Genomic DNA, 26,824 nt, shown 5'->3' with positions numbered 1-26,824 from the left:
GACGTGGAGTCAGTACCCAGGAAGAGACCTTTCCGTGACCTGCGTGCGGAGATGGCCGGTATACGACGGGGCCCCGCCCGCCGTTTTCCGGCGAGCGGGGCCTCAAACCGCCGATTCGGCTGGTCAGCGAGACGCGCGGTTGACGGCGGAGACGACCGCCTTCAGCGAGGCGCGCGTGGTGTTCGCGTCGATTCCGATGCCCCACAGGACCTTGTCGCCGACGGCGCACTCGATGTACGAGGCGGCCTGCGCGGAGGCGCCCTCGCTCATCGTGTGCTCCTGGTAGTCCAGCAGGCGTACGTCGACGCCGACGCCCTGCAGCGCGTGGAAGAACGCCGAGATCGGGCCGTTGCCGGTGCCGACCAGGGTGGTCTCCACGCCGTCGACCGTGGCGTCGACGGTGAGGGTGTCCACGCCGTCGCGGTCGGTCGTGGTCTGGCCGTTCGCGACCTGGATGCGGCCCCAGGGGTTCTCCGGGTTGGGCAGGTACTCGTCCTGGAAGACGTCCCAGATCGCCGTCGGCGTGATCTCGCCGCCCTCGGCGTCCGTCTTCGCCTGGATGATCTTCGAGAACTCGATCTGCATCCGGCGCGGCAGGTCCAGCTTGTGGTCGTTCTTCAGGACGTAGGCGATGCCGCCCTTGCCGGACTGCGAGTTGACGCGGATGACCGCCTCGTAGGAGCGGCCGACGTCCTTCGGGTCGATCGGCAGGTACGGGACCGCCCACTCGATGTCGTCGACGGTGACGCCCCTGGCCTTCGCGTCGGCCTCCATGGCGTCGAAGCCCTTCTTGATGGCGTCCTGGTGGGAGCCGGAGAAGGACGTGTAGACCAGGTCGCCCACGTAGGGGTGGCGCGGGTGGACCTCCATCTGGTTGCAGTACTCCCACGTGCGACGGATCTCGTCGATGTCGGAGAAGTCGATCTGCGGGTCGACGCCCTGGGAGAACAGGTTCATGCCCAGGGTGACCAGGTCGACGTTGCCGGTGCGCTCGCCCTGCCCGAACAGGCACCCCTCGACGCGGTCGGCGCCGGCCATCAGGGCCAGCTCGGCCGCCGCCACCGCCGTGCCGCGGTCGTTGTGCGGGTGGACGGACAGGCAGACGTACTCGCGGCGGGACAGGTTGCGGCCCATCCACTCGAAGCGGTCGGCGTGCGTGGACGGCGTGGAACGCTCCACGGTGGCGGGCAGGTTGAGGATGATCTCGCGGCCGGGACCGGGCTGGTAGGTGTCCATCACCGCCTCGCAGACCTCCAGGGCGAAGTCCAGCTCGGTGTCGGTGAAGATCTCCGGCGAGTACTGGTACCCGAACTCCGTCTCCGGGCCCAGCAGCTTCTCCGCGTACTCCATGACCAGCCGGGTGCCGTCGACCGCGATCTGCTTGATGTCGTCCCTGGAGCCGCGGAAGACGACCCGGCGGAAGACCGGGGCGGTGGCGTTGTAGAGGTGGACGGTGGCCCGCCGGGCGCCCTTCAGGGACTCCACCGTGCGCTCGATCAGGTCCTCACGGGCCTGGGTCAGCACGGAGATCGTCACGTCGTCCGGGATGGCGCCGGGCTCCTCGATGATGGAGCGTACGAAGTCGTAGTCGGTCTGGCCGGAGGCCGGGAAGCCGACCTCGATCTCCTTGTAGCCCATCTTGACCAGCAGGTCGAACATCGCGCGCTTGCGGGCGGGCGACATGGGGTCGATCAACGCCTGGTTGCCGTCGCGCAGGTCGGTGGAGAGCCAGCGGGGCGCGGCGGTGATCCGCTGGTCCGGCCAGGTGCGGTCGGGGATGTCGACCTGCTCGTAGCCGCGGTACTTGGTGGTCGGCATGGGGCTGGGCTGCTGGCGGTTGGCCATGATGGCGTGGGCTCCTCGTGATGTCCGCGGTGTGCGCGACGTCCGCGACGTCCGCGTGTTCCGGAAGGACGGCCGACGGCACCACCAAGCTCCGCGGGGAGGGAGTCGGCCTCTACAGGCCCTCGCCGCGGCAGCTAAGGAGAAGCAGCCCGAAACGCATGATGCTCAGCACCTTAACCGAGCCACGCCGGTCACGCGGGTCCGTATCAGTATGCGGGACCACGGAGGGAACCGGGACAAAAAGTGCCGTATACCACTCACCGCCCCCCGCCGCGCCTCATTGCCATCCCATTTCATCAATCATGGTTGCGGGTGGTGACAGGACGGTCACCCAGTGCGAGTGTGCTGAGCATGACGACCACCGGGGGCTTCATGCCCGTCTTCTGCACCATCGTGCCGCCCCACGTCCTCGACCGGCTCGCCCAGAACGAGGACCCCGTGCTCGCCGGGCCGGCCCGCCGCACCCTCCAGCGTGACGCCTTCGAGCGCACCCGCCGCGGTCTGACCACGGTCATCGGCGCCCCCGCCGTGGCCCCGCGCGCCGGCGCCGAACCGGAGAAGCCGCACCGCACGATCTACGACGCCCGGCACGGCACCGACCTGCCGGGCAGGAAGGTGCGCGGCGAGGGCGAGGAGCCCGGCCAGGACGCCACCGTGAACCGCGCCTACGCGGGCCTGGGCGCGACCTTCGAGCACTTCCTGAAGGTGTACGGGCGCAACTCCATCGACGGCGCCGGGATGCCGCTGGACGCGACCGTGCACTACGACCGCGAGTACAACAACGCCTTCTGGAACGGCGAGCAGATGGTCTTCGGCGACGGGGACGGGGAGATCTTCCTCGACTTCACCATCCCTCTCGACGTCATCGGCCACGAGCTGACCCACGGCGTCACCCAGCACACCGCCAACCTGACCTACTACGGCCAGCCCGGCGCCCTCAACGAGTCGGTGTCCGACGTCTTCGGCGCCCTCATCAAGCAGTACTCGCTCGGCCAGACCGCCGCCGAGGCCGACTGGCTGATCGGCGCCGGCCTGCTCGCCCCGCGCGTGACGGGAGTGGCGCTGCGCTCCATGAAGGCGCCGGGCACGGCGTACGACGACGACGTCCTCGGCAAGGACCCGCAGCCCGCGACGATGGACGACTACGTGCGCACCGGCCGCGACAACGGCGGCGTCCACATCAACTCCGGCATCCCCAACCACGCCTTCTACCTCGCCGCCACCGCCCTCGGCGGGCACGCCTGGGAGCGGGCCGGTCAGGTCTGGTACGACGTGCTGACCGGCGGCGAGCTCGCGCAGGACGCGAAGTTCGCGGACTTCGCCGCGCTGACGGTGAAGGCCGCCCGGGAGCGGTACGGGGACGCGGACGAGCTGGACGCGGTGCGCAAGGCCTGGGAGCAGGTCGGGGTGCGCACGCAGTAGTTCCGTACTAGACACGGACCCATGCGGATTCAGGTGAGGCGCACAGGAGGCTTCGCGGGCATCGAACGCCACGCGGAGGTCGACACCGCCGGACGCCCCGACGCGGCCGAGTGGCACGCCCTGGCGGAGCGGTCGGTCGCCGACGGACGGGACACCCCGCCGGTCGGGGTGCCGGACGGGTTCAGCTACCAGATCACGGTGGACGGGAGGACGGTGTACGCCGCCGACCCCCGGCTGACGGACGAGCAGCGCAGGCTGATCTCGCGGGTGCTGAAGGAGGGGGCGTAAAGCCGGGTCGCCGCACGGGCGTTGACTTCCGTCGTCCGCCGTACGGATGATCCGCGCATGGCGACGAACCCGGTACCCCGGTTCCCGGACGGCTTCCTGTGGGGGGTGTCGACCTCGGCGCACCAGATCGAGGGCGCGGCGGACGAACGGGAGCCGTCCGTGTGGGACGTCTTCACGTCCGAGCCGGGGCGGGTGAAGGACGGCTCGACGGCGGCGGTGGCCTGCGACCACTACCACCGCTACCGCGAGGACGTGGCCCTGCTGGCGGACCTGGGCGTGGGCGCCTACCGCTTCTCCGTCTCCTGGCCCCGGGTGAACTCGCCCGGCGGCCTCGGCTTCTACGACCGCCTGGTGGACGAGCTGTGCGCGGCGGGCGTACGACCGGTGCCGACGCTCTTCCACTGGGACCTGCCGGCCGGTCTGGACTGGCTCGAGCGGGACACGGCGTCCCGGTTCGCGCAGTACGTGTCGGTGGTCGCGGACCGGCTGGGCGACCGGGTCGGCAAGTGGATCACCCTCAACGAGCCCGCGGAGCACACCCTGCTGGGCCACGCCCTCGGCACGCACGCGCCCGGCAGAGAGCTGCTGTTCGACGCCCTGCCGGTCGCCCACCACCAGCTCCTCGCGCACGGCCTGGCGGTACGGGCCCTACGCGCCGCCGGCGCCACGGACATCGGCATCGCCAACTCGCACGCGCCGACCTGGCCGGCCTCGGACGAACCGGCCGACCGGGAGGCGGCGGAGTTCTACGACGTCCTGCTGAACCGGCTGTTCTCGGACCCGTTGCTGCTGGGCCGGTATCCGGACGGCGTCGGCGAGCTGATGCCGGACGATGCGGACGCCGACCTGCCGGTGATCGCCGAACCGCTGGACTGGTACGGCGTGAACTACTACGCGCCGGCGCGGGTGGGCGCCCCGCAGGGCACGGAGAGCGAGTCCGGCGGTGTGACGCTGCCGGCCGCACTGCCCTTCTCGGTGCGCGCGATCGAGGGGCGGCCGGTGACGGACTTCGGCTGGCCCGTGGTCCCCGAGGGGCTCACGGAGCTGCTCACCGGCCTCGGCGACCGCTACGGCGACCGGCTCCCGCCGGTCGTCGTCACCGAGAACGGCTGCTCCTACGAGGGCCTCGACGACCAGGACCGCATCGCCTACCTCGACGGCCACGTCCGCGCCGTGCACCGGGCGCTGGAGGCGGGCGTGGACGTGCGCGGCTACTTCGTGTGGTCGCTGCTGGACAACTTCGAGTGGGCCGAGGGGTACGCGCGCCGGTTCGGACTGGTCCACGTGGACTTCGCGACGCGGGAGCGGACGCCCAAGGCGTCGTACCGCTGGTACCGGGACCTGGTCCGCGGCCGGCGGTGAGGTCCGGCCGGACGAGCCGGTCGGATAAAAAGACCTCGGCGCTGTCGGCGGGGAGTCGTACGCTGGATGACAGCAGACCACATCCGTCACGCGGCGCACGCCGCAGAGGAGGACGTGCAGGCCTAGAGCGCCGGCCCATGACTCAGACACCCTCAGCTCACTCCCCCGCGCAGGGGCAGGCGAGAGCACAGATCACCGTCCCCGCCCAGCACCCCATGGTGACCGTTCTGGGCTCTGGAGACTCCCTCCTGCGCGTGATCGAGAAGGCCTTCCCGGCGGCCGACATCCATGTCCGGGGAAACGAGATCAGCGCGGTCGGCGCGGCTCACGAGGTCGCCCTGGTCCAGCGCGTGTTCGACGAGATGATGCTGGTGCTCCGCACCGGGCAGCCGATGACGGAGGACGCAGTGGAACGCTCGATCGCCATGCTGAAGGCGAGCGAGAACGGGGAGAGCGACGGCCAGGAGACCCCGGCCGAGGTGCTCACGCAGAACATCCTGTCCTCGCGCGGCCGCACCATCCGCCCCAAGACGCTGAACCAGAAGCGGTACGTCGACGCGATCGACAAGCACACCATCGTCTTCGGCATCGGCCCCGCGGGCACCGGCAAGACCTACCTGGCGATGGCCAAGGCGGTGCAGGCCCTGCAGTCCAAGCAGGTCAACCGCATCATCCTGACCCGGCCGGCGGTCGAGGCCGGCGAGCGGCTCGGCTTCCTGCCGGGCACGCTGTACGAGAAGATCGACCCGTACCTGCGCCCGCTGTACGACGCGCTGCACGACATGCTCGACCCGGACTCGATCCCGCGGCTGATGGCGGCCGGGACGATCGAGGTCGCGCCGCTCGCCTACATGCGGGGAAGGACGCTCAACGACGCCTTCATCATTCTCGACGAGGCCCAGAACACCAGCCCCGAGCAGATGAAGATGTTCCTCACCCGCCTCGGCTTCGACTCGAAGATCGTCATCACCGGTGACGTGACGCAGGTCGACCTGCCCGGCGGGACGAAGTCCGGTCTGCGGCAGGTGCAGGAGATCCTGGAGGACGTCGAGGACGTCCACTTCTCCCGGCTGACGTCCCACGACGTCGTACGGCACAAGCTGGTGGGCCGTATCGTCGACGCGTACGAGCAGTACGACAGCAGGAACGGCACCGAGAACGGCGGCCACAACGGCGGCCGGACACCGAGAAGCGGTGCCAAGGCCAAGGGGAAGTAGACCAGCACGACCATGTCGATCGACGTCAACAACGAGTCCGGAACCGAGGTCGACGAGCAGGCGATCCTCGACATCGCCCGCTACGCGCTCGCGCGGATGCGCATCCACCCGCTCTCCGAGCTCTCGGTGATCGTCGTGGACGCCGACGCCATGGAGCAGCTCCACATCCAGTGGATGGACCTGCCCGGCCCGACCGATGTCATGTCCTTCCCGATGGACGAGCTGCGTCCGCCGTCGAAGGACGACGACGAGCCGCCCCAGGGGCTGCTCGGCGACATCGTGCTCTGCCCGGAGGTCGCCGCCAAGCAGGGCACCGAGGCACCGACGCGGCACTCCATGGACGAGGAGCTCCAGCTACTCACCGTCCACGGGGTGCTGCACCTGCTCGGCTACGACCACGAGGAACCGGACGAGAAGGCCGAGATGTTCGGACTGCAGGCCGCCATCGTGGACGGCTGGCGTGCGGAGAAGGGCCTGACCGGCCCGTCCCCGGCCCCGACCGTCTCATGAGCCTCCCCCTCGTCGCAGGCGCCGTCGCCCTGGTGGTGATCGCCTGGCTCGCCGCGTGCGCGGAGGCGGGGCTCGCCCGGGTCTCCAGCTTCCGCGCCGAGGAGGCGGTACGGTCCGGGCGGCGCGGCGGTGAGAAGCTCGCCAAGGTCGCCGCCGACCCGACGCGCTACCTCAACGTCGCGCTGCTGGTCCGCGTCGCCTGCGAGATGGCCGCCGCCGCGCTGGTCACGTACGCCTGTCTGCAGCAGTTCGACGGCACCGGCGAGGCGCTGGTGATCGCCATCGCCGTCATGGTGCTGGTCTCGTACGTCGCCGTCGGGGTCTCCCCGCGCACCATCGGGCGCCAGCACCCGCTGAACACGGCGACGGCCGCGGCGTACGTGCTGGTGCCGCTGGCCCGGATCATGGGGCCGGTCCCGTCGCTGCTGATCCTCATCGGCAACGCGCTCACCCCCGGCAAGGGCTTCCGCCGCGGCCCCTTCGCCTCCGAGGCGGAGCTGCGCGCGCTGGTCGACCTCGCCGAGAAGGAGTCCCTGATCGAGGCCGAGGAGCGCCGCATGGTGCACTCGGTGTTCGAGCTGGGCGACACCCTCGTACGGGAGGTCATGGTCCCGCGGACCGACCTCGTCGTCATCGAGCGCTACAAGACCATCCGCCAGGCGCTCACCCTCGCGCTGCGCTCCGGCTTCTCGCGGATACCGGTCGCCGGTGACAGCGAGGACGACATCGTCGGGATCGTCTACCTGAAGGACCTCGTGCGCAGGACGCACATCAGCCGGGAGGCGGAGAGCGACCTCGTCTCCACGGCGATGCGGCCCGCGTTCTTCGTGCCCGACACCAAGAACGCCGGTGACCTGCTGCGCGAGATGCAGAAGGAACGCAACCACGTCGCTGTCGTCGTCGACGAGTACGGCGGCACGGCCGGCATCGTCACCATCGAGGACATCCTGGAGGAGATCGTCGGCGAGATCACCGACGAGTACGACCGGGAGCTCCCGCCCGTCGAGGAACTGGGCGAGGACCGCTTCCGGGTCACCGCCCGGCTCGACATCGGCGACCTGGGCGAGCTGTACGGCCTGGAGGAGTTCGACGACGAGGACGTCGAGACGGTGGGCGGTCTGCTGGCGAAGGCGCTCGGCCGGGTGCCGATCGCCGGTGCCTCCTCGGCCGTGGAGCTGCCCGACGGCCGCGAGCTGCGGCTGACGGCGGAGGCCGCGGCCGGCCGCCGGAACAAGATCGTGACGGTGTTGGTGGAGCCGGCGGCCGGGGTGAAGGCCTCCGAGGAGGCTGTGCCGGAGTGAGTCCCGAGGAGCTGCGCGGGTTCTGCCTGTCCTTCAATGCCGCGGTGGAGGATTTCCCCTTCAATCCGGAGACCTCCGTCTTCAAGGTGCTGGGCAGGCTCTTCGCCCTGACGGCCCTCGACGCGCGTCCGCTCACGGTCAACCTCAAGTGCGACCCGGACGACGCGATCCGGCTGCGGTCCGAGTACGCCGGCCTGATCGTGCCCGGCTACCACATGAACAAGCGGCACTGGAACACGGTGACCGTCGACGGCGGGCTCCCGGACCGTCTCGTCCGGGAGCTCGTGGAGGACTCGTACGACCTGGTCGTCGCCGGCCTGCCGCGCGCGCAGCGGCTGCGCCTCGACCGTCCCTGAGCCTCCCGCCGGACCCCGGCGGCGGGATGCCGACGGCGGGCGCGGCTCCGTATGCTCACCCCCATGACCGAGACCTCTGCCCTCGACCCCGAGGACCGCAAGATCATCACTCTGGCCCGTTCCGCCCGGGCCCGCAACGGTGTGCCCGAGGGGGCCGCCGTGCGCGACGAGACCGGCCGCACGTACGTCGCCGGCACGGTCGCCCTGGACTCCCTGCGGCTCAGCGCCCTGCGCACGGCGGTGGCGATGGCGGTGGCGTCCGGCGCGACGTCGTTGGAGGCGGCGGCCGTGGTGACCGGCGCGGAGTCGGCGTCGGACGAGGACCTGGCGGCGGTGCGGGACCTGGGCGGGGCGGGGACGCCCGTGCTGGTCGCCGCACCGGACGGCACGGTCCGTGAGACGGTGGGCGCCCGCTGACCCTCCCCCCGGCCCCGTGGACGGCGGTGGTACGTCGGGGCTCCGGGGATCAGGGACAATGGGCGCCATGAGCGTTCGTACCCAGTCATCCGAAGAGCCGGCCGAGGCTGTCCACCGGGCCGGCTTCGCCTGCTTCGTGGGCCGTCCCAACGCGGGCAAGTCCACCCTCACGAACGCTCTGGTCGGGCAGAAGGTGGCGATCACCTCGAACCGTCCGCAGACCACCCGGCACACCGTGCGGGGCATCGTGCACCGCCCGGAGGCCCAGCTGATCCTGGTGGACACCCCCGGGCTGCACAAGCCGCGCACGCTGCTGGGCGAGCGGCTGAACGACGTGGTGCGCACGACGTGGGCCGAGGTGGACGTCATCGGCTTCTGCCTGCCGGCGAACGAGAAGCTGGGTCCCGGTGACCGCTTCATCGCCAAGGAACTGGCCGGGATCAAGAAGACCCCGAAGGTCGCGATCGTCACCAAGACCGACCTGGTGGACTCCAAGACCCTGGCCGAGCAGCTGATCGCCGTCGACCAGCTCGGCCGGGAACTGGGCATCACCTGGGCGGAGATCGTCCCGGTGTCGGCGACGGCGAACCAGCAGGTCGACCTGCTCGCCGACCTGCTGACCCCGCTGCTGCCCGAGGGCCCCGCGCTCTACCCCGAGGGCGACCTGACCGACGAGCCCGAGCAGGTGATGGTCGCCGAGCTGATCCGGGAGGCCGCGCTGGAGGGGGTGCGGGACGAGCTGCCGCACTCCATCGCGGTGGTCGTGGAGGAGATGCTCCCGCGCGAGGACCGGCCCGCCGACAAGCCGCTCCTGGACATCCACGCCAACGTCTTCATCGAGCGCCCCAGCCAGAAGGGCATCATCATCGGCCCCAAGGGCAAGCGCCTGAAGGACGTCGGCATCAAGTCCCGGAAACAGATCGAGGCGCTGCTCGGCACCCCGGTCTTCCTGGACCTGCACGTGAAGGTCGCGAAGGACTGGCAGCGGGACCCCAAGCAGCTGCGGCGACTGGGCTTCTGAGCGCACGGACCGCGCCCCGCCGCCCGGCACGACCCACCGCGGCCGCGGCGGCCGGGCTTTTCCGAAGCCGGGCGGCGGCGTGAGGTCGGGCCGGGCGGCGGCGTGAGGTCGGGCCGGGCGGCGGCGTGACCGGCCCCGGCATGACCGGTCAGGCCGGGCGGCGGAAGCCGATGGTCGGGACCGCGCGGCGCCGGGGCCACGGGCCGACGGGCTCGTCCGGGACCAGGTCCGCCAGGAACGCGTACCGGCGCAGTGCCGTCGGGTCCTGGCCCTCGACCGACTGGACCTGGTGCCACCAGGCCGCGATCTCGGACCAGCCGGGCGCCGACAGCGAGCCGCCGAACTCCTGGACGGAGAGGGCCGCGGTGAGGCCGGCGAAGGCCAGGCGGTCGGCCAGCGGCCAGCCGGCCAGGGTGCCGGTGACGAACCCCGCGACGAAGACGTCCCCGGCTCCGGTCGGGTCCAGCGCCTCCACCTCGATGGCCGGGACCTCGGCGCTCTCGCCCGTGCGCCGGTCCACCGCGTACGCGCCCTCCGCGCCGAGGGTGACCACCGCGAGCGGCACGTGCTCGGTCAGGGCGTGCGCGGCGGCGCGGGGGCAGGTGGCGCCGGTGTAGCGCATCGCCTCCTCCGCGTTCGGCAGGAAGGCCTCGCACAGCGCGAGGTCGGGCAGCCCCGCCAGGTCCCAGGCCCCGGTGTCGTCCCAGCCGACGTCGGCGAAGACCCGGGTGCCCCGCGCCGCGGCCTGGGCGATCCAGGGGGCGCGGACGCCGGGCGTGAGGGAGGCGACGGCGGCACGCGCGCGCGGGGGGCACTCCGGGGACGGTTCCTCGGGCGGCGGCTCGTGGCCGTGGGAGACCATCGTGCGCTCCCCCTCGTACGCCATCGAGACCGTCACCGGCGAGTGCCAGCCGGGCACGGTGCGTGAGGTGCTCAGGTCGATGCCCTCGCCCTGGGCGAGCGCGTCCCAGCAGTAGTCGCCGTAGTGGTCGTCGCCGAAGGCCGCGGCCAGCGAGGTGCGCAGGCCGAGGCGGGCCAGCGCGGTCGCCATGTTCGCCACGCCGCCCGGACTCGACCCCATGCCGCGTGCCCAGGACTCGGTCCCGCGCACCGGGGCGGAATCGAGCCCGGTGAAGACGACGTCCAGGAAGACGGTGCCGGTCAGATACACGTCCCAGGGCGGGTCCTGCGGCCCGCGCAGGGCGGCGAGGGGATCGACGTGGGCGTGGCGGTGCCATCCCTCGTCCGGGACGTGGCGGTGCGTTCTCTCGTCGGCCGGCATGGCGGGCATGGCTGGCACGTCGGACGCGGTGGACACGGTGGACGCTGTCACGGTGCGCTCCCTGGCATGGTGCGGATCAGGCCAGTGTGCACCACGCCACCGACAACCCGGCGGCGTTCGCACCACACCGCCGGGCCGGAGGGGAAGCGCCGTCCGGGCCGTCGGTCACCAGCGCGGGACGGACGGGGTGACCCACTCCGGGTCGGCCACCCGCATCGCCGCGGCGTCGTCGCGGTCCCGCAGTGTGCCGTCGTCGTCGAGCCAGCGTCGGTGGAGGAACGCCAGCTTGTCGCGGTCGAGTTCGACACCGAGGCCGGGGGCGTCGGAGACGGTGACCTTGCCGCCGTCGAAGGCGAGCCGTTCGGTGAGGACGTCCTCGGACTGCCAGGGGTAGTGGGAGTCGCAGGCGTGGTGGAGGTCCGGGACGGTGGCCGCCACGTGGGTCATGGCGGCGAGGCTGACGCCCAGGTGGGTGTTGGAGTGCATGGAGACGCCCACGCCGAAGGTGCGGCAGACGGCGGCGAGTTGCTGGGTGTTGCGCAGCCCGCCCCAGTAGTGGTGGTCGCTGAGCACGACCTGCACGGCGTTCCTGGTGAACGCCTCCGGGATCTCGGCGAACGTCGTCACGCACATGTTGGTGGCCAGCGGCACCCCGGTCCTCGCGGCGACCTCGGCCATGGCCGGGGTGCCGAGCGCCGGGTCCTCCAGGTACTCCAGGACGTCCCCGAGTTCCGCGGCGACCCTGAGGGAGGTCTCCACGGACCAGGCGCCGTTGGGGTCGAGACGCAACGGGCGTCCGGGGAAGGCCTCGGCGAGCGCCCTGACGGCGGCGATCTCCTCGTCGGGCGGGAAGACGCCGCCCTTGAGCTTGAAGGAGGTGAAGCCGTAGCGGTCGGTGAAGGCGCGGGCCTGCTCGACGACGCCCGCCGGGTCGAGGGCGGCGCCCCAGTCGTCCTTCTCCGAGGGCACGCCCTCGGGGTGGCCGGCCCACTTGTAGAAGAGGTACGCGCTGTACTCCACCGCGTCCCGGACCTTGCCGCCCAGCAGCGCGTGCACGGGCAGGCCGAGCGCCTTGCCGAGGGCGTCGAGACAGGCGACCTCGAAGCCGGAGACGACGGACAGGCGCAGCTTGTCGGCGGTCTGGACACCGCGCAGGCCGCCGACGTCCACCTGCCCGGAGACCCGGGAGGCGTCGACCGCGACCTCGTCCACGGTGGTGAACAGCCCGTTGAGGTCCGAGGCCTGGCGGCCGACCAGCCCGTCGGCGAGGGGGCGGGCCAGCTCCAGGTACCTGGCGTCGCCGTACGTCTCGCCGACGCCGGTGATCCCGTCGGCGGTCTCCACCTCGACGATCAGCCGGGGGGTGTACGGCTGGTGGACGCCCTGCGTGTTGAGCAGGGGCGGGTCGGCGACGAGGATCGGCGTCAGACGGACGCCGGTGATCGTGAGATCGCGGGTCACAGCGCACTCACCCACCCATCTCCCTGTAGGAACGCCATCCATGCATGCAGATGGAGGTTAGATAGGTGAACGGTTGGCGTCAATGGGGCGGTGCGGACCCCTGGCGGGGGCAAACGCTGCTACCCACCCTTCCGACTCACAAACCCAGAAGTGATACGGATCACTTCCCCGTGCCTGTCTCGCCCCTCCCCGCGCTTGATACAAATTGCCCGCGCGTTCCTGTCCGTCGACGGTCGTCGCCCCCTCCCCTCCCCAGTCCCTTTCGCATGCCCTGGGAACGCCCGTGCTCGCCCCCCGCACCACCCCCTGGCCCCTCGTCGCCCTTTTCACGGCCGGGTACCTTCCTCCGTATCTGCTGCCCACCACCGTCGGCAGGTTCGACACCGGTCTGGCGCTGACCACCACTCAGGCGGGCGCGGTCGGCAGCGCGCTGCTGCTGAGTTCGGCCGCCGCGGGCTTCCTGCTCGCCTCCCGGGTGGAGCGGATCGGCGCACGCGCCCTCGCCCGGTCCGGGCTCGCGCTGGCCGTCCTCGGGTACGGGGGCGCCGCGCTCACCACCGCCGTCCCGGCCGTGGTCGCGGGCGCGATGGTGGGCGGTTTCGGGACCGGTACGGCCACCACGGTCGCCGCCACCCGGATCGCCGCGGAGCGGGACCCGCACCGGGCCTCCACCCTGGGCCTGTTGAGCGTGTCCGCGCTGGCCGGCGTGGTGTACCTGACGGTGCCCCACCTCGGTCGCGCGCACGGGCTGCCGCCGGCCGCGATCGCGCTGACCGCTCTCGCGGTGTGGCCGCTGACCGGTCGCCTCCCCGGTGGGACCGCCGCCTCGTCGACCCCGCACGACACCGCGGCTCCGCTCCCCCGTCGCCGCTCGGGCGCCGTGCTCGCCGCCGCCGTGCTGTGCTGGTCGCTCGCGCAGAACTCCCTGTGGGGCGTCAGCGGTCGCATCGGGCTGACGCAGGCGCACCTCGGCGACGCCGCCCTCGGCCTGGTCTTCGCCGTGGCCCTGGGCGCCGGACTGCTGGGCGTGCTGGCGGCCGGGGCGCTCGGGGCGCGGCTCGGGCGGGCGCTGCCCGTCGGCGGCGGGACGGTGCTCATCGCCGGCTGCATCGCGGTGAGCGCGTCCGCGACCACCCCCACGGCCTTCGCGGCCGGGGAGATCGCCTGGAACACGCTGTACCCGGTCGTGCTGTCGTACCTGATCGGCCTCGCCGCCTCGCTCGACCCGCGCGGCCGGTGGGCGGTGCTCGTCGGGTCGGCGTCCTCGCTGGGCACGGCGGCCGGGCCGCTGACGGGCAGTGTGCTGTCGGCGCAGGCCGGTTACGCGGGCATGGGCCTGGTCCTGGGCGCCGGTCTGCTCCTGGTCGCCGTGCCGATGACCGCCGTCGCCCTGCACACCGGCGGGCGCCCGCTGCTGCCCGGCACGGTCCGCCGCCGCGGCGGCACCCCGGCCGCCCTGGTCGCCGCCGCCACGGGCACGCCGAGCGGCGCGGTGCCGGAGGTCGGGGCCGTGGAGCAGCCGGTCGTGGAGATCGACGTGGACGCCCCGGCCCCGCCCGTCCGGCGTGCCTACGACACGGCGGGACCCCGGCAGACGGCGGCCGCACCGGGGTCCGGGACGGGCTGAGTCACGCGGCGGGGAACTCGTAGGCCTCCACCTCGGCGAGGTACCGCGCCCGCGACTCCTCGTCGTCGTCCAGGAAGGAGGCGAGGAAGGAGTTGCGGGCCAGTTCCCGCAGCCGCTCCTCGGTGAGGCCGAGGGCCTGGCGCACGGCGTCGAAGTTGTCGCCCGCGTAGCCGCCGAAGTAGGCCGGGTCGTCGGAGTTGACCGTGCACATCAGGCCCGCGTCCAGCATGGCGGGCAGCGGGTGGTCGGCGAGGGTGTCGACCGTGCGCAGCCGGACGTTGGACAGCGGGCACAGGGTCAGCGGGACGCGGTCGCGCACCAGCCGCTCGACCAGGGCCGGGTCCTCCACCGAGCGCAGGCCGTGGTCGATCCGCTCGACGCCCAGGACGTCCAGGGCCTCGGTGACGTACTCCGGCGGCCCCTCCTCGCCCGCGTGCGCGACCCGGCGCAGCCCGAGGGCGGCGGCGGCCTCGTACACCTCGCGGAACTTGACCGGCGGGTGGCCGACCTCCGCGGAGTCCAGGCCGACGCCGGTGATGCGGTCGAGGTACGGCTTCGCGGCGTCGAGGGTCGCCAGCGCCGACTCGGCGGACTCGTCGCGCAGGAAGCACATGATCAGCCGGGTGGAGACGCCGTGGTTCTCGCGGCTGCGGCCCAGCGCCCGCCACAGGCCCTCGACCACCGTGCCCGTCTCCACGCCCCGGGCGAGGTGGGCCTGCGGGTCGAAGAAGATCTCCGCGTGCCGCACGCCCTGCGCGGCGGCGCGGGCGAGGTAGGCGTTCGCCAGGTCCTCGAAGTCCCGCTCGGTGCGCAGGACGGCCATGAGTTCGTAGTACAGGTTCAGGAAGGACTGGAGGTCCTCGAACCGGTACGCCTCGCGCAGCGCGTCCGTGTCCGCGTACGGCAGGGACACGCCGTTGCGGGCGGCCAGCGCGAAGGCCAGCTCCGGTTCCAGGGTGCCTTCGATGTGGAGGTGCAGTTCGGCTTTGGGCAGGGGCATCAGAGCATCGTACGGCGGTTTCACCGACGTTTCGGAACCGGGACTCTCAGTAGGTCGTGGGCCACGGTCAGCTCACCCTCGAAGCCGGCCGCCCGTGCCTGCCGCTCGAACTCCTCCGGGTCCGAGTACCGCTGGCTGAAGTGGGTCAGGACGAGGTGGCGCACGCCGGCGTCCCGGGCGACCCGCGCCGCCTGCCCGGCGGTCAGGTGACCGTGTTCGGTGGCGAGCGCCTCGTCCTCGTCGAGGAAGGTCGACTCGATGACCAGCAGGTCGCAGCCCTCGGCGAGCGCGTGCACCCCCGGGCACAGCCGGGTGTCCATGACGAAGGCGAACCGCTGGCCGCGGCGGACCTCGCTGACCTCGTCGAGCGGAACGCCGTTCAGCGAGCCCTCGCGCTGGATGCGGCCCACGTCGGGGCCCTTGATGCCGTGCGCGGCCAGACGCTCGGGCAGCATGCGGACGCCGTCGGGCTCGGTGAGGCGGTAGCCGTACGACTCGACGGGGTGGGACAGCCTGCGGGCGTCCAGGGTGTAGGCCGGGGTGACCGCGAGGACGCCGTCCGTGTCGACCGGCGCCTCGGTGAGGGCGACCGTCTCGCGGTAGGCGGTGGCGTACCGCAGGCGCTGGAAGAAGCGCCGGCCGGAGCGCGGGTAATGGGCGGTGACCTCGTGCGGCACCTGGTCCAGGTTGACGCGCTGGATGACGCCGGCGAGGCCGAGGCTGTGGTCGCCGTGGAAGTGCGTGACGCAGATCCGGTTCAGGTCGTGCGCGGCGGCACCGGCGCGCAGCATCTGGCGCTGCGTGCCCTCGCCGGGGTCGAACAGGATGCCCTCGCCGTCCCAGCGCAGCAGGTAGCCGTTGTGGTTGCGGTGCCGGGTGGGGACCTGGCTGGCGGTGCCGAGCACCACCAGTTCGCGTACGGACATCGTGGCCTATCCGGGGGGCCATTCGAGGCCGCGGCCGCCGAGGACGTGGGCGTGGGTGTGCCAGACGGTCTGGCCCGCGCCGCTGCCGGTGTTGAAGACGGTGCGGTAGCTCTCCAGCTTCTCCTGCTCCGCGACCGCCCGCGTCTCGCGCAGGACGTCCGCGGCCAGCTCCGGGGCGCCGGCGGCGAGCGCGGCGGCGTCCCGGTAGTGCGCCTTGGGGATCACCAGGACGTGGGTGGGCGCCTGGGGGTTGATGTCCCGGAACGCGACGGTCGTGTCCGTCTCGCGGACGACCGTCGCCGGGATCCGACCCGCGACGATCTTGCAGAACAGGCAGTCGTCCTGTGGCTCGCCCGCCATGGGGCCTCCTTACGCCGGTATTCTTCTGCGGGCATCGTATCCACCCGGCCGCGGGCAATCGCGCCGCCGGGGGCGGCACGGGTGGGCGCGGGCGGCGCCCCGCCGCGCCGGGCTGCGCACCCACCCCCGGCCCGCTCGGACCCCGCGCGGCTACAGCGACGGCAGACCCGGTGGCGTCCTGGCGGGTGCCGACTCCAACGCCTCCAGCGCCAGCCGGATCGCCTCGTCCAACTGGGGGTCGCGGCCCGCCGCGTGGTCCTGGGGGCGCTGGGGGACCTCCACGTCGGGGTCGACTCCGTGGTTCTCGACGCCCCAGCCGAGGCCCTCCAGCCAGATCGCGTACTTGGGCTGGGTGATCAGCGTCCCGTCGACCAGCCGGTAGCGGCTGTCGATGCCGATGACACCGCCCCAGGTACGGGTGCCGACGACCGGCCCGATACCGAGCGCCTTGATCGCGGCGTTGACGATGTCGCCGTCGGAGCCGGAGAACTCGTTGGCGACGACGACGACCGGGCCGCGGGGCGCGTCCTGCGGATAGCTGGTCGGCCGCATGCCGCGCGGCATGTCCCAGCCGACGATCCGCCGGGCCAGCTTCTCCACGACCAGCTGGGAGGTGTGCCCGCCCCGGTTCTCGCGGACGTCGACGACCAGGCCCTCCCGGACCACCTCGACGCGCAGGTCGCGGTGGATCTGGGCCCAGCCGGGCGCCTGCATGTCGGGAACGTGGAGGTAGCCGAGCCGGCCGCCGGACGTCTCGTGGACGTGGGCGCGGCGGTCGGCGACCCAGGCGTGGTAGCGCAGCGCCTCCTCGTCGGCGAGGGGGACGACGACGGCGTGCCGCGGTTCGCCGCCGCCGGCCGCGGAGATGGTCAGCTCGACCGGCTTGCCCGCGGTGCCCACCAGCAGCGGGCCGGGGCCGGTGACCGGGTCGACGGGCTGTCCGGCGACCGCGACGATCGCGTCCCCGGCGCGCACCGCGACGCCGGGCGCGGCGAGCGGGGAGCGGGCGTCGGGGTCGGAGGTCTCCGAGGGCAGGACGCGGTCGACGCGCCAGGTGCCGTCCTCGTGCCGGGAGAGGTCGGCGCCGAGCAGGCCCTGCCGGGCGCCGCCGCCGTGGCCGCCGCGCGGGGTGACGTAGGCGTGCGAGGTGCCGAGCTCGCCGTGCACCTCCCAGAGCAGGTCGACCAGGTCGTCGTGGGTGGCGAGGCGGTCCAGGACGGGCCGGTAGCGCTCCAGGACGCCGTCCCAGTCGACGCCGTTCATGTCGGCCCGCCAGAAGTGGTCCCGCATGACGCGGCCGGTCTCGTCGTACATCTGCCGCCACTCCGCGGCCGGGTCGACGGTCTGCCGGACGCGGGTCAGGTCGACGGTGACGTTGGTGTCGCTGTCGTCGTCGCCGGAGGCCCGCCGGTCGCTGGGCACGACCTTGAGCCGGCCGTCCGTCCACAGCAGCACCCGCTTGCCGTCGCCGCTGACCTCGAAGTGGTCGGCGTCGGTGGCGAGGTGCTCGACGCGCTGCTGGGCGAGGTCGTAGCGCTCCAGGTCGGTCTGCGGGTCCGGGTCGTCCGGGGTGGCGCGGGAGGCGCCGAGGACACCGGTGACGGGGTGCCGCAGCCACAGGACGCCGTCCTTGGCGGCGCGCAGCCGGGAGTAGCGGGCGGCCTCGACCGGGAAGGGCACGATGCGGTCGGCGAGGCCCTCGATGTCGATCCGGGTGGCCGGGGTGCCCTCGCTGTCGGGGGTCTCGTCCCGGTCGGGCGTCTCGAAGGGGCGGCCGTGGCGCTGCGGACCGAAGGGCGACGGGGTGGTCGCGGCCAGCGTGATCAGGTACGGGCGGGCGCCCTCGACGAAGGCCAGGTCGAAGACGTGCTCGTCGTAGACCGGGTCGAAGGAGCGGGTGGAGAGGAAGGCGAGGTGCTTGCCGTCCAGGGTGAACGCCGGCGAGTAGTCCTTGAACCGCAGGGGCGTCGCCTCGCTCACCGACAGGTCGGTGGTGTTGGCGAGCCTGAGCTGACGCAGCGGTGCGGGGCCCGGGTGCGACCAGGCGAGCCAGGCCGAGTCGGGCGAGAAGACCAGCCCGGACACGTCGCCGTCCTCGCTGCGGTCGACCTCGCGGACCTCGCCGGTCTCGCGCTCCACGAGCAGCACCCGCCCGTCGTGCGAGGCGACGGCGGCACGGCTGCCGTCGGGCGCCATGGCGAGGACGAGCACCCGGCCGAGCTGTCCGGCGGCGACGCGGCGCGGCGTGGCGCCGGGCGCGAGCCCGGTGGCGGGCGCGAACTCCAGGGCGTCGTCGCCCTCGGCGTCCGTCACCCACACCACCCATTCCTCGCCGTCGGCACGGAAGGCGCGCGGCAGCCGGTTCCGTACGCCGGGCGTCACCGCGAGCGCGCGGGCCGGGCCGGAGCGGTGGGTGACCCAGTGGACGCCGCCGCGTACGGCGACGGCGCTGCCGCGCGCGGTGTGGTCGGGGGAGGCGGAGCCGAACCAGCGGGCGGCGTTCACCGGGTACGCCTGGAGGTCGACGCGGGAACCGCCGAGCCGGATGTCGAGCCGGCGCGGCTCGGCGCCGTCCAGGTCGTCGAGGGTCCACAGTTCACCGGCGCTGGAGTACACGACGCGGGTGCCGTCGGTGGCGGCGTGCCGGGCGTAGAAACCCCCGAGGGGGGTGTGCCGGCGCAGGTCGGAGCCGTCGGCGAGGGAGGAGTAGAGGGCGCCGGTGCCCTCGTGGTCGGAGAGGAAGGCGATCCGGTCACCGACCCAGAACGGGTACTCGATGTTGCCGTCGAGGTCGCCGTGCAGCCGGACGAACTCGCCGTCGTCGGTGGCGTCGATCCACAACTTGCCCGCCGTGCCGCCCCGGTAGCGCTTCCACCAGGCGGCCTCGCGGCCCATCGACGCGGACAGCAGCACGGTGCGCGGGCCGTACGCGACGTCGCCGACGGGCCCGTACGGCAGGGTGGTGGCCGGTCCGCCGTCGAGCGGGACGGCGCGGGCCCAGCTGCGGCGCAGGCCGGCCTGCCCGTAGGCGCTGAGGGCGAGCACCTGTCCCTCCGGGGTCCAGCCGCGTACCTGGGTCTTCGCACTGCCCCAGTACGTGAGGCGTTCGGCCGGGCCGCCGTCGGCGGGCGCGATGTGCACCTCGGGGGCGCCGTCGCGGGTGGAGGACCAGGCGACGGTGGTGCCGTCGGGCGAGATGCGCGGGTGGTTCACCGGCACGTTGTCGGCGCTGACCCGCCAGGCCCGGCCGCCGTCGAGCGGGGCGAGCCACACGTCGTCCTCGGCGGTGAAGGCGACCAACTCGCCGTGCGGGTGCGGAAAGCGGAGGTAGGCAGGCGCTGCGGGCTGTGTCACCCCCTCAGCCTATGCAGGGGCGGTGCCCGCCGACAGAGGTTCGGATCACATACCGGCCACCAGCGGCGGACTACTTGCCCTGCACCGGCCGGCAGTGCGGGTCGTCCGGGCACCAGATGGTCCGGGTGACGGTCACGGTGGGCCCCGGTACGCGCGGGGAGGGCCGGTTCGCGGGCGGGGTGCTCGCGGCGTCGCAGTTCCCCAGCCCCTTGACGTGGAACCACTGCTTGCCGTCCACCTCGGCGGTGAGATCACCGCGCACGCAGGCGCCGTCGACGACCCGGGTCACCTTGCCGTCGACGGTGATCTCCTGTCCGCCGTCGGTCTTTCCCTGGCAGTCGACGGAGGCGACCGTGTCCTCGGCGGCGGAGGCGCTCCGGCCGGAGTCCCCGAAGGAGGCCGTGCAGGTGAGCCACCGCACGGCCGCGTCCCGTCGGTCGAGTTCACGCGTCACGGTCAGGTCGGTCGTGTACGCCACGGACGCGGTGCTCAGCCCGGCCGGATCACACGCGACGACACCGCCGACGGCGACGACCGCGCCGCCCGCCGCCAGCACGAGGCGCCGCCCGCGCGGCCGGCTCACCCTGTGCGAAAACCGTCTCAACGCCCCCATGCACGGCAGACTGCCACCAGCGGCGGCCTCGCGGTAGGGCGCATACGGCCACTCCTCACCACCGTCGGCCGCGGGGGGCGACGACCGCGGGCCGGGCACGCTCGTCGTGGACGTACGGGCGCGCGGGCGCGTGCCCCGGGAGCCACCGGCACGAAGGGGGCGGTGACGGCGTGCGCACGCCGTACGGTGACGGCGTGCGCGCTCCCCCGTAGTCCGCCCCGGGCGACGGCACCCCTCCCGGGTGGGCGAGACGTCGGCGTCCCGTCAGGACCAGCGGCCGGTGCGGGCCAGGAGCACGGCCGTCGCGGCGGTGCCCGCGGTGGAGGTGCGCAGCACGCTGCGTCCCAGGCGGTAGGGCCTGGCCCCGGCCTGCTCGAACAGCGCCAACTCCTCGGGGGATACGCCGCCTTCGGGGCCGACGACCAGCACGATGTCACCGGTGGCGGGGAGTTCGGCGGCGGCCAGGGGTTCGTCACCGCTCTCGTGGAGTACGGCGGCGAAGTCGGCGTCGGCCAGAAGTGAGGCAACCTGCTTGCTGCTCGCCGCGTCCGCGACGTCGGGGAAGCGGACCCGGCGGGACTGCTTGCCCGCCTCCCGGGCCGTCGCCCGCCACTTGCCGAGCGCCTTCAGACCGCGGTCGCCCTTCCACTGCGTGATGCAGCGGGACGCCGCCCACGGCACGACCGCGTCGACGCCGACCTCGGTCATGGTCTCGACGGCCAGCTCGCCGCGGTCGCCCTTGGGCAGGGCCTGGACGACGGTGATACGGGGCTGCTCCGCGGGCTCCTCGTGGACGCTCTCCAGGCCGGTGACGACCAGGCGGTCCTTGCCCTCGGCGGCCTTGACCACGCCCTCGGCCCAGCGGCCGCGTCCGTCGGTGAGGACGACGTCCTCGCCGGACCGCAGCCGCTTCACGGAGACGGCGTGCCGCCCCTCGGGGCCGTCCAGGACGTACTCCCCCGCGGGCAGGTCCCCCGGCTGGAGGGAGTCGACCACGAACACCGGTGCCGTCATCGGCCCGTTCCTCCCGTCACGCACTCCGACAACGCCGTCCCGGCGGCGGCGAGTTCGGCCGCCAGCACCTCCACCAGCTGCCCGGCGGGCAGGTCCCGGGCCATCCGGTGGCCCTGCCCCGCCCAGAGCGCCATGCCCTGCGCGTCGCCCGCCCTCGCCGCCGCCTTGCGCAGCGGCGCGGTGAGGTGGTGCACGTCCGGGTAGGCGGCGGGGGCGTACGGGCCGTGCTCGCGCAGGAAGCGGTTGACCAGCCCCCGGGCGGGTCGGCCGGAGAAGGCACGGGTCAGCTCGGTGCGGACGAACAGGGGGTTGGTCAGCGCGTCCTTGTGCAGGGCGTGCGCACCGGACTCGGGGGTGGCGAGGAAGGCGGTGCCGAGCTGGGCCGCGCACGCGCCGGCCGCGAGCACCGCGGCGATCTGACCGCCGCGCATGATGCCGCCGGCGGCGATGATCGGCAGGCTCACCGCCTCCCGGACCTGGGCGACCAGCGACAGCAGTCCGGTGCCGGCGCCGCCGGTCTCCGGGTGGTCCCGGTAGGTGCCCTGGTGTCCGCCGGCCTCGGCGCCCTGCGCGATCACCGCGTCGGCGCCGGACCGCTCGACGGCCCGGGCCTCCTCCGCGGTGGTCGCCGCGACCAGGGCGAAGGTGCCGACGCGGTGCAGGGAGTCGACGACCTCACGGCTCGGGACCCCGAAGTGGAACGACACCACCGGCACCGGGTCGTCCAGCAGCACCGCGAGCTTGGCGTCGTATCCGTCGTCCCGGCCGCAGCCGGGGTCGCCGAGCTCCGTCTCGTACCAGGCGGCCTCGCCGGCCAGTTGGTGGGCGTAGACGCCCACGGCGGAGGGGTCGGCCGTCTCGGGCTGCGGCATGAAGAGGTTGACGCCGAAGGGCCGGTTCGTCAGTCCCCGCAGTTGCTTGATCTCCTGGTACATGCCGTCCGCGGTCTTGTACCCGGCGGCCAGGAAACCCAGCCCTCCCGCCTCGCAGACGGCGGCGGCCAGCCCCGGCACGGAGACGCCGCCCGCCATGGGCGCCTGCACGATCGGACGGGGGAAGAGATCGGTCAGTGCGGAGGACATGACCGCATGGTGTCACGTCCTCCGAACAAGTCCGAAACCGGGCTTCCGTCGGCATACGCCAGGAGCATCCGCATCGCGAAACCCCTGGCACCACCCGACCGAAGCGCCCGTCAACGCCCCTCGAACGCGTCCGTCAACGCCCCTCGAACGCGTCCGTCAGCGCCCGTTGAACGCGTCCTTCAGCCGGGAGAACAACCCCTGCTGACCGGGCTGGAACTGGCCCTGCGGCCGTTCCTCACCGCGCACCTTGGCGAGCTCCCTGAGCAGGCGCTCCTGCTCGGGGTCGAGCTTGGTCGGGGTGGTCACCTCGACGTGGACGATGAGGTCGCCCCGGCCGCCGCCGCGCAGGTGGGTGACGCCGCGGCCGTGCAGCGGGATCGACTGTCCGGACTGGGTGCCCGGGCGGATGTCGACCTCCTCCACGCCGTCGAGCGTCTCCAGCGGCACCTTCGTGCCGAGGGCCGCCGCCGTCATCGGGATGGTGACCGTGCAGTGCAGGTCGTCACCGCGGCGCTGGAAGGTCGAGTGCGGCAGCTCGTGGATCTCCACGTACAGGTCACCGGCGGGGCCGCCGCCGGGGCCGACCTCGCCCTCGCCCGCGAGCTGGATCCGCGTGCCGTTGTCGACTCCGGCCGGGATCTTCACGGTCAGCGTGCGCCGGGAGCGGACCCGGCCGTCGCCCGCGCACTCCGGGCACGGGGTCGGGACCACGGTGCCGAAGCCCTGGCACTGGGGGCAGGGGCGGGAGGTCATGACCTGGCCCAGGAAGGACCGCGTGACCTGCGACACCTCACCGCGTCCGCGGCACATGTCACACGTCTGGGCACTCGTGCCCGGCGCCGCGCCCTCGCCGTTGCAGGTGTTGCAGACGACCGCGGTGTCGACCTGGATGTCCTTGGTCGTACCGAACGCGGCCTCGTCCAGCTCGACCTCGATGCGGATCATCGCGTCCTGGCCCCGGCGCGTGCGCGAGCGCGGCCCGCGCTGCGACGCCGTACCGAAGAACGCGTCCATGATGTCCGAGAAGTTCCCGAAGCCGCCCGCGCCGAAGCCGCCGGCCCCGCCGCCGCCCGCCTGCGAGAGGGGGTCGCCGCCGAGGTCGTAGACCTGCTTCTTCTGCGGGTCCGACAGCACCTCGTAGGCGGCGTTGATCTCCTTGAACCGCTCCTGGGTCTTCGGATCGGGGTTGACGTCCGGGTGCAGCTCGCGGGCGAGCCTCCGGAACGCCTTCTTGATCTCGTCCTGGGACGCGTCGCGGCGTACGCCGAGTACGGCGTAGTAGTCCGTGGCCACCTACGACTCCGCCAGGATCTGTCCGACGTACCGTGCCACTGCGCGTACCGCTCCCATCGTTCCCGGGTAGTCCATGCGGGTCGGTCCGACCACGCCGAGCTTGGCAACCGCCTCGCCGCCCGAACCGTAGCCCACCGACACGACGGACGTTGAGTTGAGTCCTTCGTGGGCGTTCTCGTGACCGATACGGACGGTCACGCCCGGATCCTTCGCCTCGCCGAGCAGCTTGAGGAGCACGACCTGCTCCTCCAGCGCCTCGAGGACGGGCCGGATCACCAGGGGGAAGTCGTGCCCGAAGCGGGTCAGATTGGCGGTGCCGCCGATCATCAGCCGCTCCTCGTTCTCCTCGACCAGCGTCTCCAGGAGAGTGGAGAGCACGGTGGAGACCGTACCGCGGTCCTCGGCCTCGAAGGCCTCCGGCAGATCCTCGACCAGACTCGGGACGTCCGAGAAACGGCGGCCCGCGACCCGGCTGTTGAGCCGCGCGCGCAGGTCCGCCAGGGACGCCTCGCCGAACGGCGCCGGGCAGTCGACCATCCGCTGCTCGACCCGCCCGGTGTCCGTGATCAGCACGAGCATCAGGCGCGCGGGCGCCAGGGAGAGCAACTCCACGTGCCGCACGGTCGAGCGGGTCAGCGACGGGTACTGCACGACGGCGACCTGCCGGGTGAGCTGCGCGAGCAGCCGCACCGTGCGGGCCACCACGTCGTCGAGGTCGACGGCGCCCTCCAGGAAGTTCTGGATGGCACGCCGCTCGGGCGCGGTCATCGGCTTGACGCCGGCCAGCTTGTCGACGAAGAGCCGGTAGCCCTTGTCGGTCGGGATGCGCCCGGCGCTGGTGTGCGGCTGGGCGATGAACCCCTCGTCCTCCAGGGCCGCCATGTCGTTGCGCACGGTGGCCGGGGAGACGCCGAGGTTGTGCCGCTCGGTGAGGGCCTTGGAGCCGACCGGCTCCTCCGTGCCGACGTAGTCCTGGACGATGGCGCGCAGAACCTGGAGCCTGCGTTCACTGAGCATCGGCGCACACACCTCCAGAGTCGTCCGCCCGGTGTCCTACCTGTCTGTCCTGGCACTCACAGCGGGCGAGTGCCAGACTTCCCCGGCCCAGTGTACGGCCGTGGGGTACGCCTCCGGCAAGGCCGGGGGCACGCCGCCGTGACCGGGGGCGTCGCACCGCTAGCGTCGTCGGCATGACGGTGACTTGGGAGGACCTGGGATGGGAGCGGCTGGCGGCCGGGGTGGGGCGGTGCCGGCTGCCGGTCTGGGACTGCACGGCGGGGCTGGTCCTGGGCGCGGGCGCGGCACTGGTGGTCGACACCGGGTCGAGCCTCGGTGAGGGCGCCCGGTTGCGCGCGCAGGCGCAGGAGCTCGCCGGTCACCGTGTGACGCATCTCGCGCTGACCCACCCGCACTTCGACCACGTCTTCGGGGCGGCGGCGTTCGCGGGCGCGGAGGTGTACGGCGCGGTGGGCACGGACGCCCTGTTCGCGCGGGGCGGACAGGGGCGGGAGGCGCTGCGCTCGGACGCGGTGGCGGAGGGGCTGGCCGCGCGGCGGGCGGAGGAGGCGGCCGACGCGCTGGTCCCGGTCCGGCACGAGGTGTGCGGCGAGTGGACGCTCGACCTGGGCGGCGGCCGGCAGGTCCTGCTCGCCGACGTGGGCCCCGGGCACACGGCCCACGACCTCGCCGTGCTGGTGCCGGGCGACCCGGAGGTGGTCTTCTGCGGCGACCTGGTCGAGGAGTCCGGCCGGCCGCAGGCGGGCCCCGACGCCGTACCGTCGCACTGGCCCGCCGCGCTGGACCGGCTGCTCGACCTCGGGGGCGAGGACGCGCTGTACGTCCCCGGTCACGGAGCGGTGGTGGACGCGGCGTTCGTCCGGGCCCAACGGGACGCGCTGGCCGCCCGGTTCGGCGTGTCGCGCTGATCACGGCGCGCCCACTCCTCGTATCGTCGTCAGAATGCGCCAGTACTCCGCCGACCTGACCCCTCCGTGGAAGAAACCGCAGCCGGTACCGGAGGTCCCGGCCGACCCCGGCCTGGTGGTCGAGGAGCCCGGCACCGGGTTCTGCGGCGCGGTGACCGGCTGCGAGGCGGGCACGGTGACCCTGGAGGACCGCTTCGGCAAACGCCGGGTCTTCCCGATGGAGCCGCGCGGCTTCCTGCTGGAGGGACGGGTGGTGACGCTGGTGCGGCCGTCGTCCGGTCCGGTACGGCCCACCCGGACGGCGTCCGGTTCGGTGGCGGTCCCGGGGGCACGCGCGCGGGTGGCCCGCGCCGGGCGCATCTACGTCGAGGGGCGGCACGACGCCGAGCTGGTCGAGAAGGTGTGGGGCGACGACCTGCGCGTCGAGGGCGTGGTCGTGGAGTACCTGGAGGGCGTGGACGACCTGCCGTCGGTCGTCGCCGACTTCGCGCCGGGGCCGGACGCGCGACTGGGCGTCCTGGTGGACCACCTGGTGCCGGGTTCGAAGGAGTGGCGGATCGCGGAGTCGGTGACGAGCGAGCACGCGCTGGTCGTCGGCCATCCCTACATCGACATCTGGGAGGCCGTGAAGCCGTCGTCGCTCGGCATCGCCGCCTGGCCCCGGGTGCCGCACGGCCAGGACTGGAAGACGGGCGTGTGCCGGGCCCTGGGCTGGCCGACGGAGAACACCGGGGCGGTCTGGCAGGCGATCCTGGCGCGGGTGGGGTCGTACAGGGACCTGGAGCCGGAGTTGCTGGGCAGTGTGGAACGACTCATTGATCACGTGACCGTGTCTTGAGCGTCGTCCGGTCGTTGACGGACCGGGCCTGGTGGGCTGCTCTCCGCAGTGGCGGAGAGCAGCCCACCAGGCCCGGTCCGTCGATCAGCTCGTCCACACGGCCGAGCACGTCCTGTCCCCCGCCGAAGCGGGGATGACCCCTCAGTCCACCAGGTCCCGCACCACCGCGTCCGCCAGCAGCCGCCCGCGCAGCGTCAGCACCGCGCGCCCGTCCTCGTACGGCCCCTCCTGGAGGAGCCCGTCGGACAGGGCCCGGCGCGACGCCGCGAGCCCCGCCTCACGCAGCAGCGACAGCGGGACGCCTTCCCGG

24 protein-coding genes and 1 pseudogene are annotated in these 26,824 nt (G+C 72.9%); 12 read left to right on the top strand and 13 right to left on the bottom strand.

From position 1 onward, the window contains the following. Positions 1-123 precede the first annotated feature (123 nt). The gene (gene leuA / locus KUM32_RS30895) at positions 124-1,845 is read right to left on the bottom strand and encodes a 2-isopropylmalate synthase (protein WP_217145266.1); all 1,722 of its coding nucleotides are present in this window, start codon (positions 1,843-1,845) and stop codon (positions 124-126) included. A gap of 351 nt (positions 1,846-2,196) precedes the next feature. Between leuA and KUM32_RS30890 the strand changes: the two genes are divergently transcribed. The 9 genes from KUM32_RS30890 (at position 2,197) to era (ending at position 9,739) form a co-directional block, all read left to right on the top strand. Beyond that, positions 2,197-3,267 (top strand): M4 family metallopeptidase, encoded by a 1,071-nt coding sequence (locus KUM32_RS30890; RefSeq protein WP_217145265.1) that lies wholly within the window; start codon positions 2,197-2,199, stop codon positions 3,265-3,267. A gap of 21 nt (positions 3,268-3,288) precedes the next feature. Next, positions 3,289-3,555 (top strand): protealysin inhibitor emfourin, encoded by a 267-nt coding sequence (locus KUM32_RS30885; RefSeq protein WP_217145264.1) that lies wholly within the window; start codon positions 3,289-3,291, stop codon positions 3,553-3,555. Between the two features lie 57 nt (positions 3,556-3,612). Then, entirely contained in the window at positions 3,613-4,917 is a 1,305-nt protein-coding gene (locus tag KUM32_RS30880) for a GH1 family beta-glucosidase (RefSeq protein WP_217145263.1), read from the top strand. A gap of 137 nt (positions 4,918-5,054) precedes the next feature. Further along, positions 5,055-6,134, top strand: a complete 1,080-nt coding sequence (locus KUM32_RS30875) for a PhoH family protein (protein WP_217145262.1) — start codon at positions 5,055-5,057, stop codon at positions 6,132-6,134. Between the two features lie 12 nt (positions 6,135-6,146). After that, positions 6,147-6,644, top strand: coding sequence for an rRNA maturation RNase YbeY (gene ybeY / locus KUM32_RS30870; RefSeq protein ID WP_217145261.1), 498 nt, complete (start codon positions 6,147-6,149; stop codon positions 6,642-6,644). After that, the gene (locus KUM32_RS30865; RefSeq protein ID WP_217145260.1) at positions 6,641-7,945 is read left to right on the top strand and encodes a hemolysin family protein; all 1,305 of its coding nucleotides are present in this window, start codon (positions 6,641-6,643) and stop codon (positions 7,943-7,945) included. The genes ybeY and KUM32_RS30865 overlap by 4 nt, the downstream gene beginning before the upstream one ends. Next, the gene (locus KUM32_RS30860; RefSeq protein WP_217145259.1) at positions 7,942-8,301 is read left to right on the top strand and encodes an MmcQ/YjbR family DNA-binding protein; all 360 of its coding nucleotides are present in this window, start codon (positions 7,942-7,944) and stop codon (positions 8,299-8,301) included. Before KUM32_RS30865 ends, KUM32_RS30860 begins: the two co-directional genes overlap by 4 nt. A 63-nt stretch (positions 8,302-8,364) precedes the next feature. Further along, a complete protein-coding gene (locus KUM32_RS30855) occupies positions 8,365-8,718 on the top strand; it encodes a cytidine deaminase (protein WP_217145258.1) in 354 nt (117 codons plus the stop codon). Between the two features lie 67 nt (positions 8,719-8,785). Beyond that, positions 8,786-9,739: a GTPase Era gene (gene era, locus KUM32_RS30850; protein WP_217145257.1), complete on the top strand. Its 954-nt coding sequence runs from the start codon at positions 8,786-8,788 to the stop codon at positions 9,737-9,739. Positions 9,740-9,887: 148 nt separating this feature from the next. On the opposite strand, the gene KUM32_RS30845 is transcribed toward era, so the two are convergent. After that, positions 9,888-11,021 carry a carbohydrate kinase family protein gene (locus tag KUM32_RS30845; RefSeq protein ID WP_254406395.1) on the bottom strand — a complete coding sequence of 378 codons (1,134 nt, stop codon included), beginning with the start codon at positions 11,019-11,021 and terminating at the stop codon, positions 9,888-9,890. A gap of 165 nt (positions 11,022-11,186) precedes the next feature. Then, positions 11,187-12,482 carry a glucarate dehydratase family protein gene (locus KUM32_RS30840; protein WP_217145255.1) on the bottom strand — a complete coding sequence of 432 codons (1,296 nt, stop codon included), beginning with the start codon at positions 12,480-12,482 and terminating at the stop codon, positions 11,187-11,189. Positions 12,483-12,765: 283 nt separating this feature from the next. Between KUM32_RS30840 and KUM32_RS30835 the strand changes: the two genes are divergently transcribed. Next, entirely contained in the window at positions 12,766-14,109 is a 1,344-nt protein-coding gene (locus tag KUM32_RS30835; protein WP_217145254.1) for an MFS transporter, read from the top strand. Position 14,110: 1 nt separating this feature from the next. On the opposite strand, the gene KUM32_RS30830 is transcribed toward KUM32_RS30835, so the two are convergent. The 9 genes from KUM32_RS30830 to hrcA form a co-directional block, all read right to left on the bottom strand. Beyond that, positions 14,111-15,109 (bottom strand): adenosine deaminase, encoded by a 999-nt coding sequence (locus KUM32_RS30830; protein ID WP_217145253.1) that lies wholly within the window; start codon positions 15,107-15,109, stop codon positions 14,111-14,113. Positions 15,110-15,129: 20 nt separating this feature from the next. Continuing rightward, positions 15,130-16,035: a ribonuclease Z gene (locus KUM32_RS30825; protein ID WP_217145252.1), complete on the bottom strand. Its 906-nt coding sequence runs from the start codon at positions 16,033-16,035 to the stop codon at positions 15,130-15,132. Positions 16,036-16,041: 6 nt separating this feature from the next. Then, entirely contained in the window at positions 16,042-16,395 is a 354-nt protein-coding gene (locus tag KUM32_RS30820) for a histidine triad nucleotide-binding protein (RefSeq protein WP_217145251.1), read from the bottom strand. Positions 16,396-16,545: 150 nt separating this feature from the next. Beyond that, complete coding sequence (locus tag KUM32_RS30815) at positions 16,546-19,749, bottom strand: S41 family peptidase (RefSeq protein ID WP_217145250.1); 3,204 nt, start codon at positions 19,747-19,749, stop codon at positions 16,546-16,548. A gap of 70 nt (positions 19,750-19,819) precedes the next feature. Next, entirely contained in the window at positions 19,820-20,362 is a 543-nt protein-coding gene (locus KUM32_RS30810) for a hypothetical protein (protein WP_254406388.1), read from the bottom strand. A gap of 264 nt (positions 20,363-20,626) precedes the next feature. Beyond that, entirely contained in the window at positions 20,627-21,376 is a 750-nt protein-coding gene (locus KUM32_RS30805) for a 16S rRNA (uracil(1498)-N(3))-methyltransferase (protein ID WP_217145249.1), read from the bottom strand. Continuing rightward, on the bottom strand, positions 21,373-22,458 hold the full coding sequence (locus KUM32_RS30800) for a nitronate monooxygenase (protein WP_217145248.1): 1,086 nt from the start codon (positions 22,456-22,458) through the stop codon (positions 21,373-21,375). The genes KUM32_RS30805 and KUM32_RS30800 overlap by 4 nt, the downstream gene beginning before the upstream one ends. A 156-nt stretch (positions 22,459-22,614) precedes the next feature. Next, entirely contained in the window at positions 22,615-23,751 is a 1,137-nt protein-coding gene (gene dnaJ / locus KUM32_RS30795; RefSeq protein WP_217145247.1) for a molecular chaperone DnaJ, read from the bottom strand. Then, positions 23,752-24,768, bottom strand: a complete 1,017-nt coding sequence (gene hrcA, locus KUM32_RS30790; RefSeq protein WP_217145246.1) for a heat-inducible transcriptional repressor HrcA — start codon at positions 24,766-24,768, stop codon at positions 23,752-23,754. Positions 24,769-24,941: 173 nt separating this feature from the next. Here hrcA and KUM32_RS30785 point away from each other — a divergent pair, with 173 nt between their 5' ends. After that, positions 24,942-25,676 (top strand): MBL fold metallo-hydrolase, encoded by a 735-nt coding sequence (locus KUM32_RS30785; protein WP_217145245.1) that lies wholly within the window; start codon positions 24,942-24,944, stop codon positions 25,674-25,676. A 34-nt stretch (positions 25,677-25,710) separates the two neighbouring features. After that, positions 25,711-26,514, top strand: coding sequence for a DUF3097 domain-containing protein (locus KUM32_RS30780; protein WP_217145244.1), 804 nt, complete (start codon positions 25,711-25,713; stop codon positions 26,512-26,514). A 141-nt stretch (positions 26,515-26,655) separates the two neighbouring features. Here the strand turns inward: KUM32_RS30780 and KUM32_RS44060 are convergent. Beyond that, positions 26,656-26,824, bottom strand: a pseudogene (locus KUM32_RS44060) (coproporphyrinogen III oxidase); the annotation flags it as partial.

The sequence above is a fragment of the Streptomyces sp. AC627_RSS907 genome (genome assembly GCF_019049165.1).
Note: the sequence above shows the minus strand (reverse complement) of the source record. Positions and strands in the feature narration are given on the sequence as shown.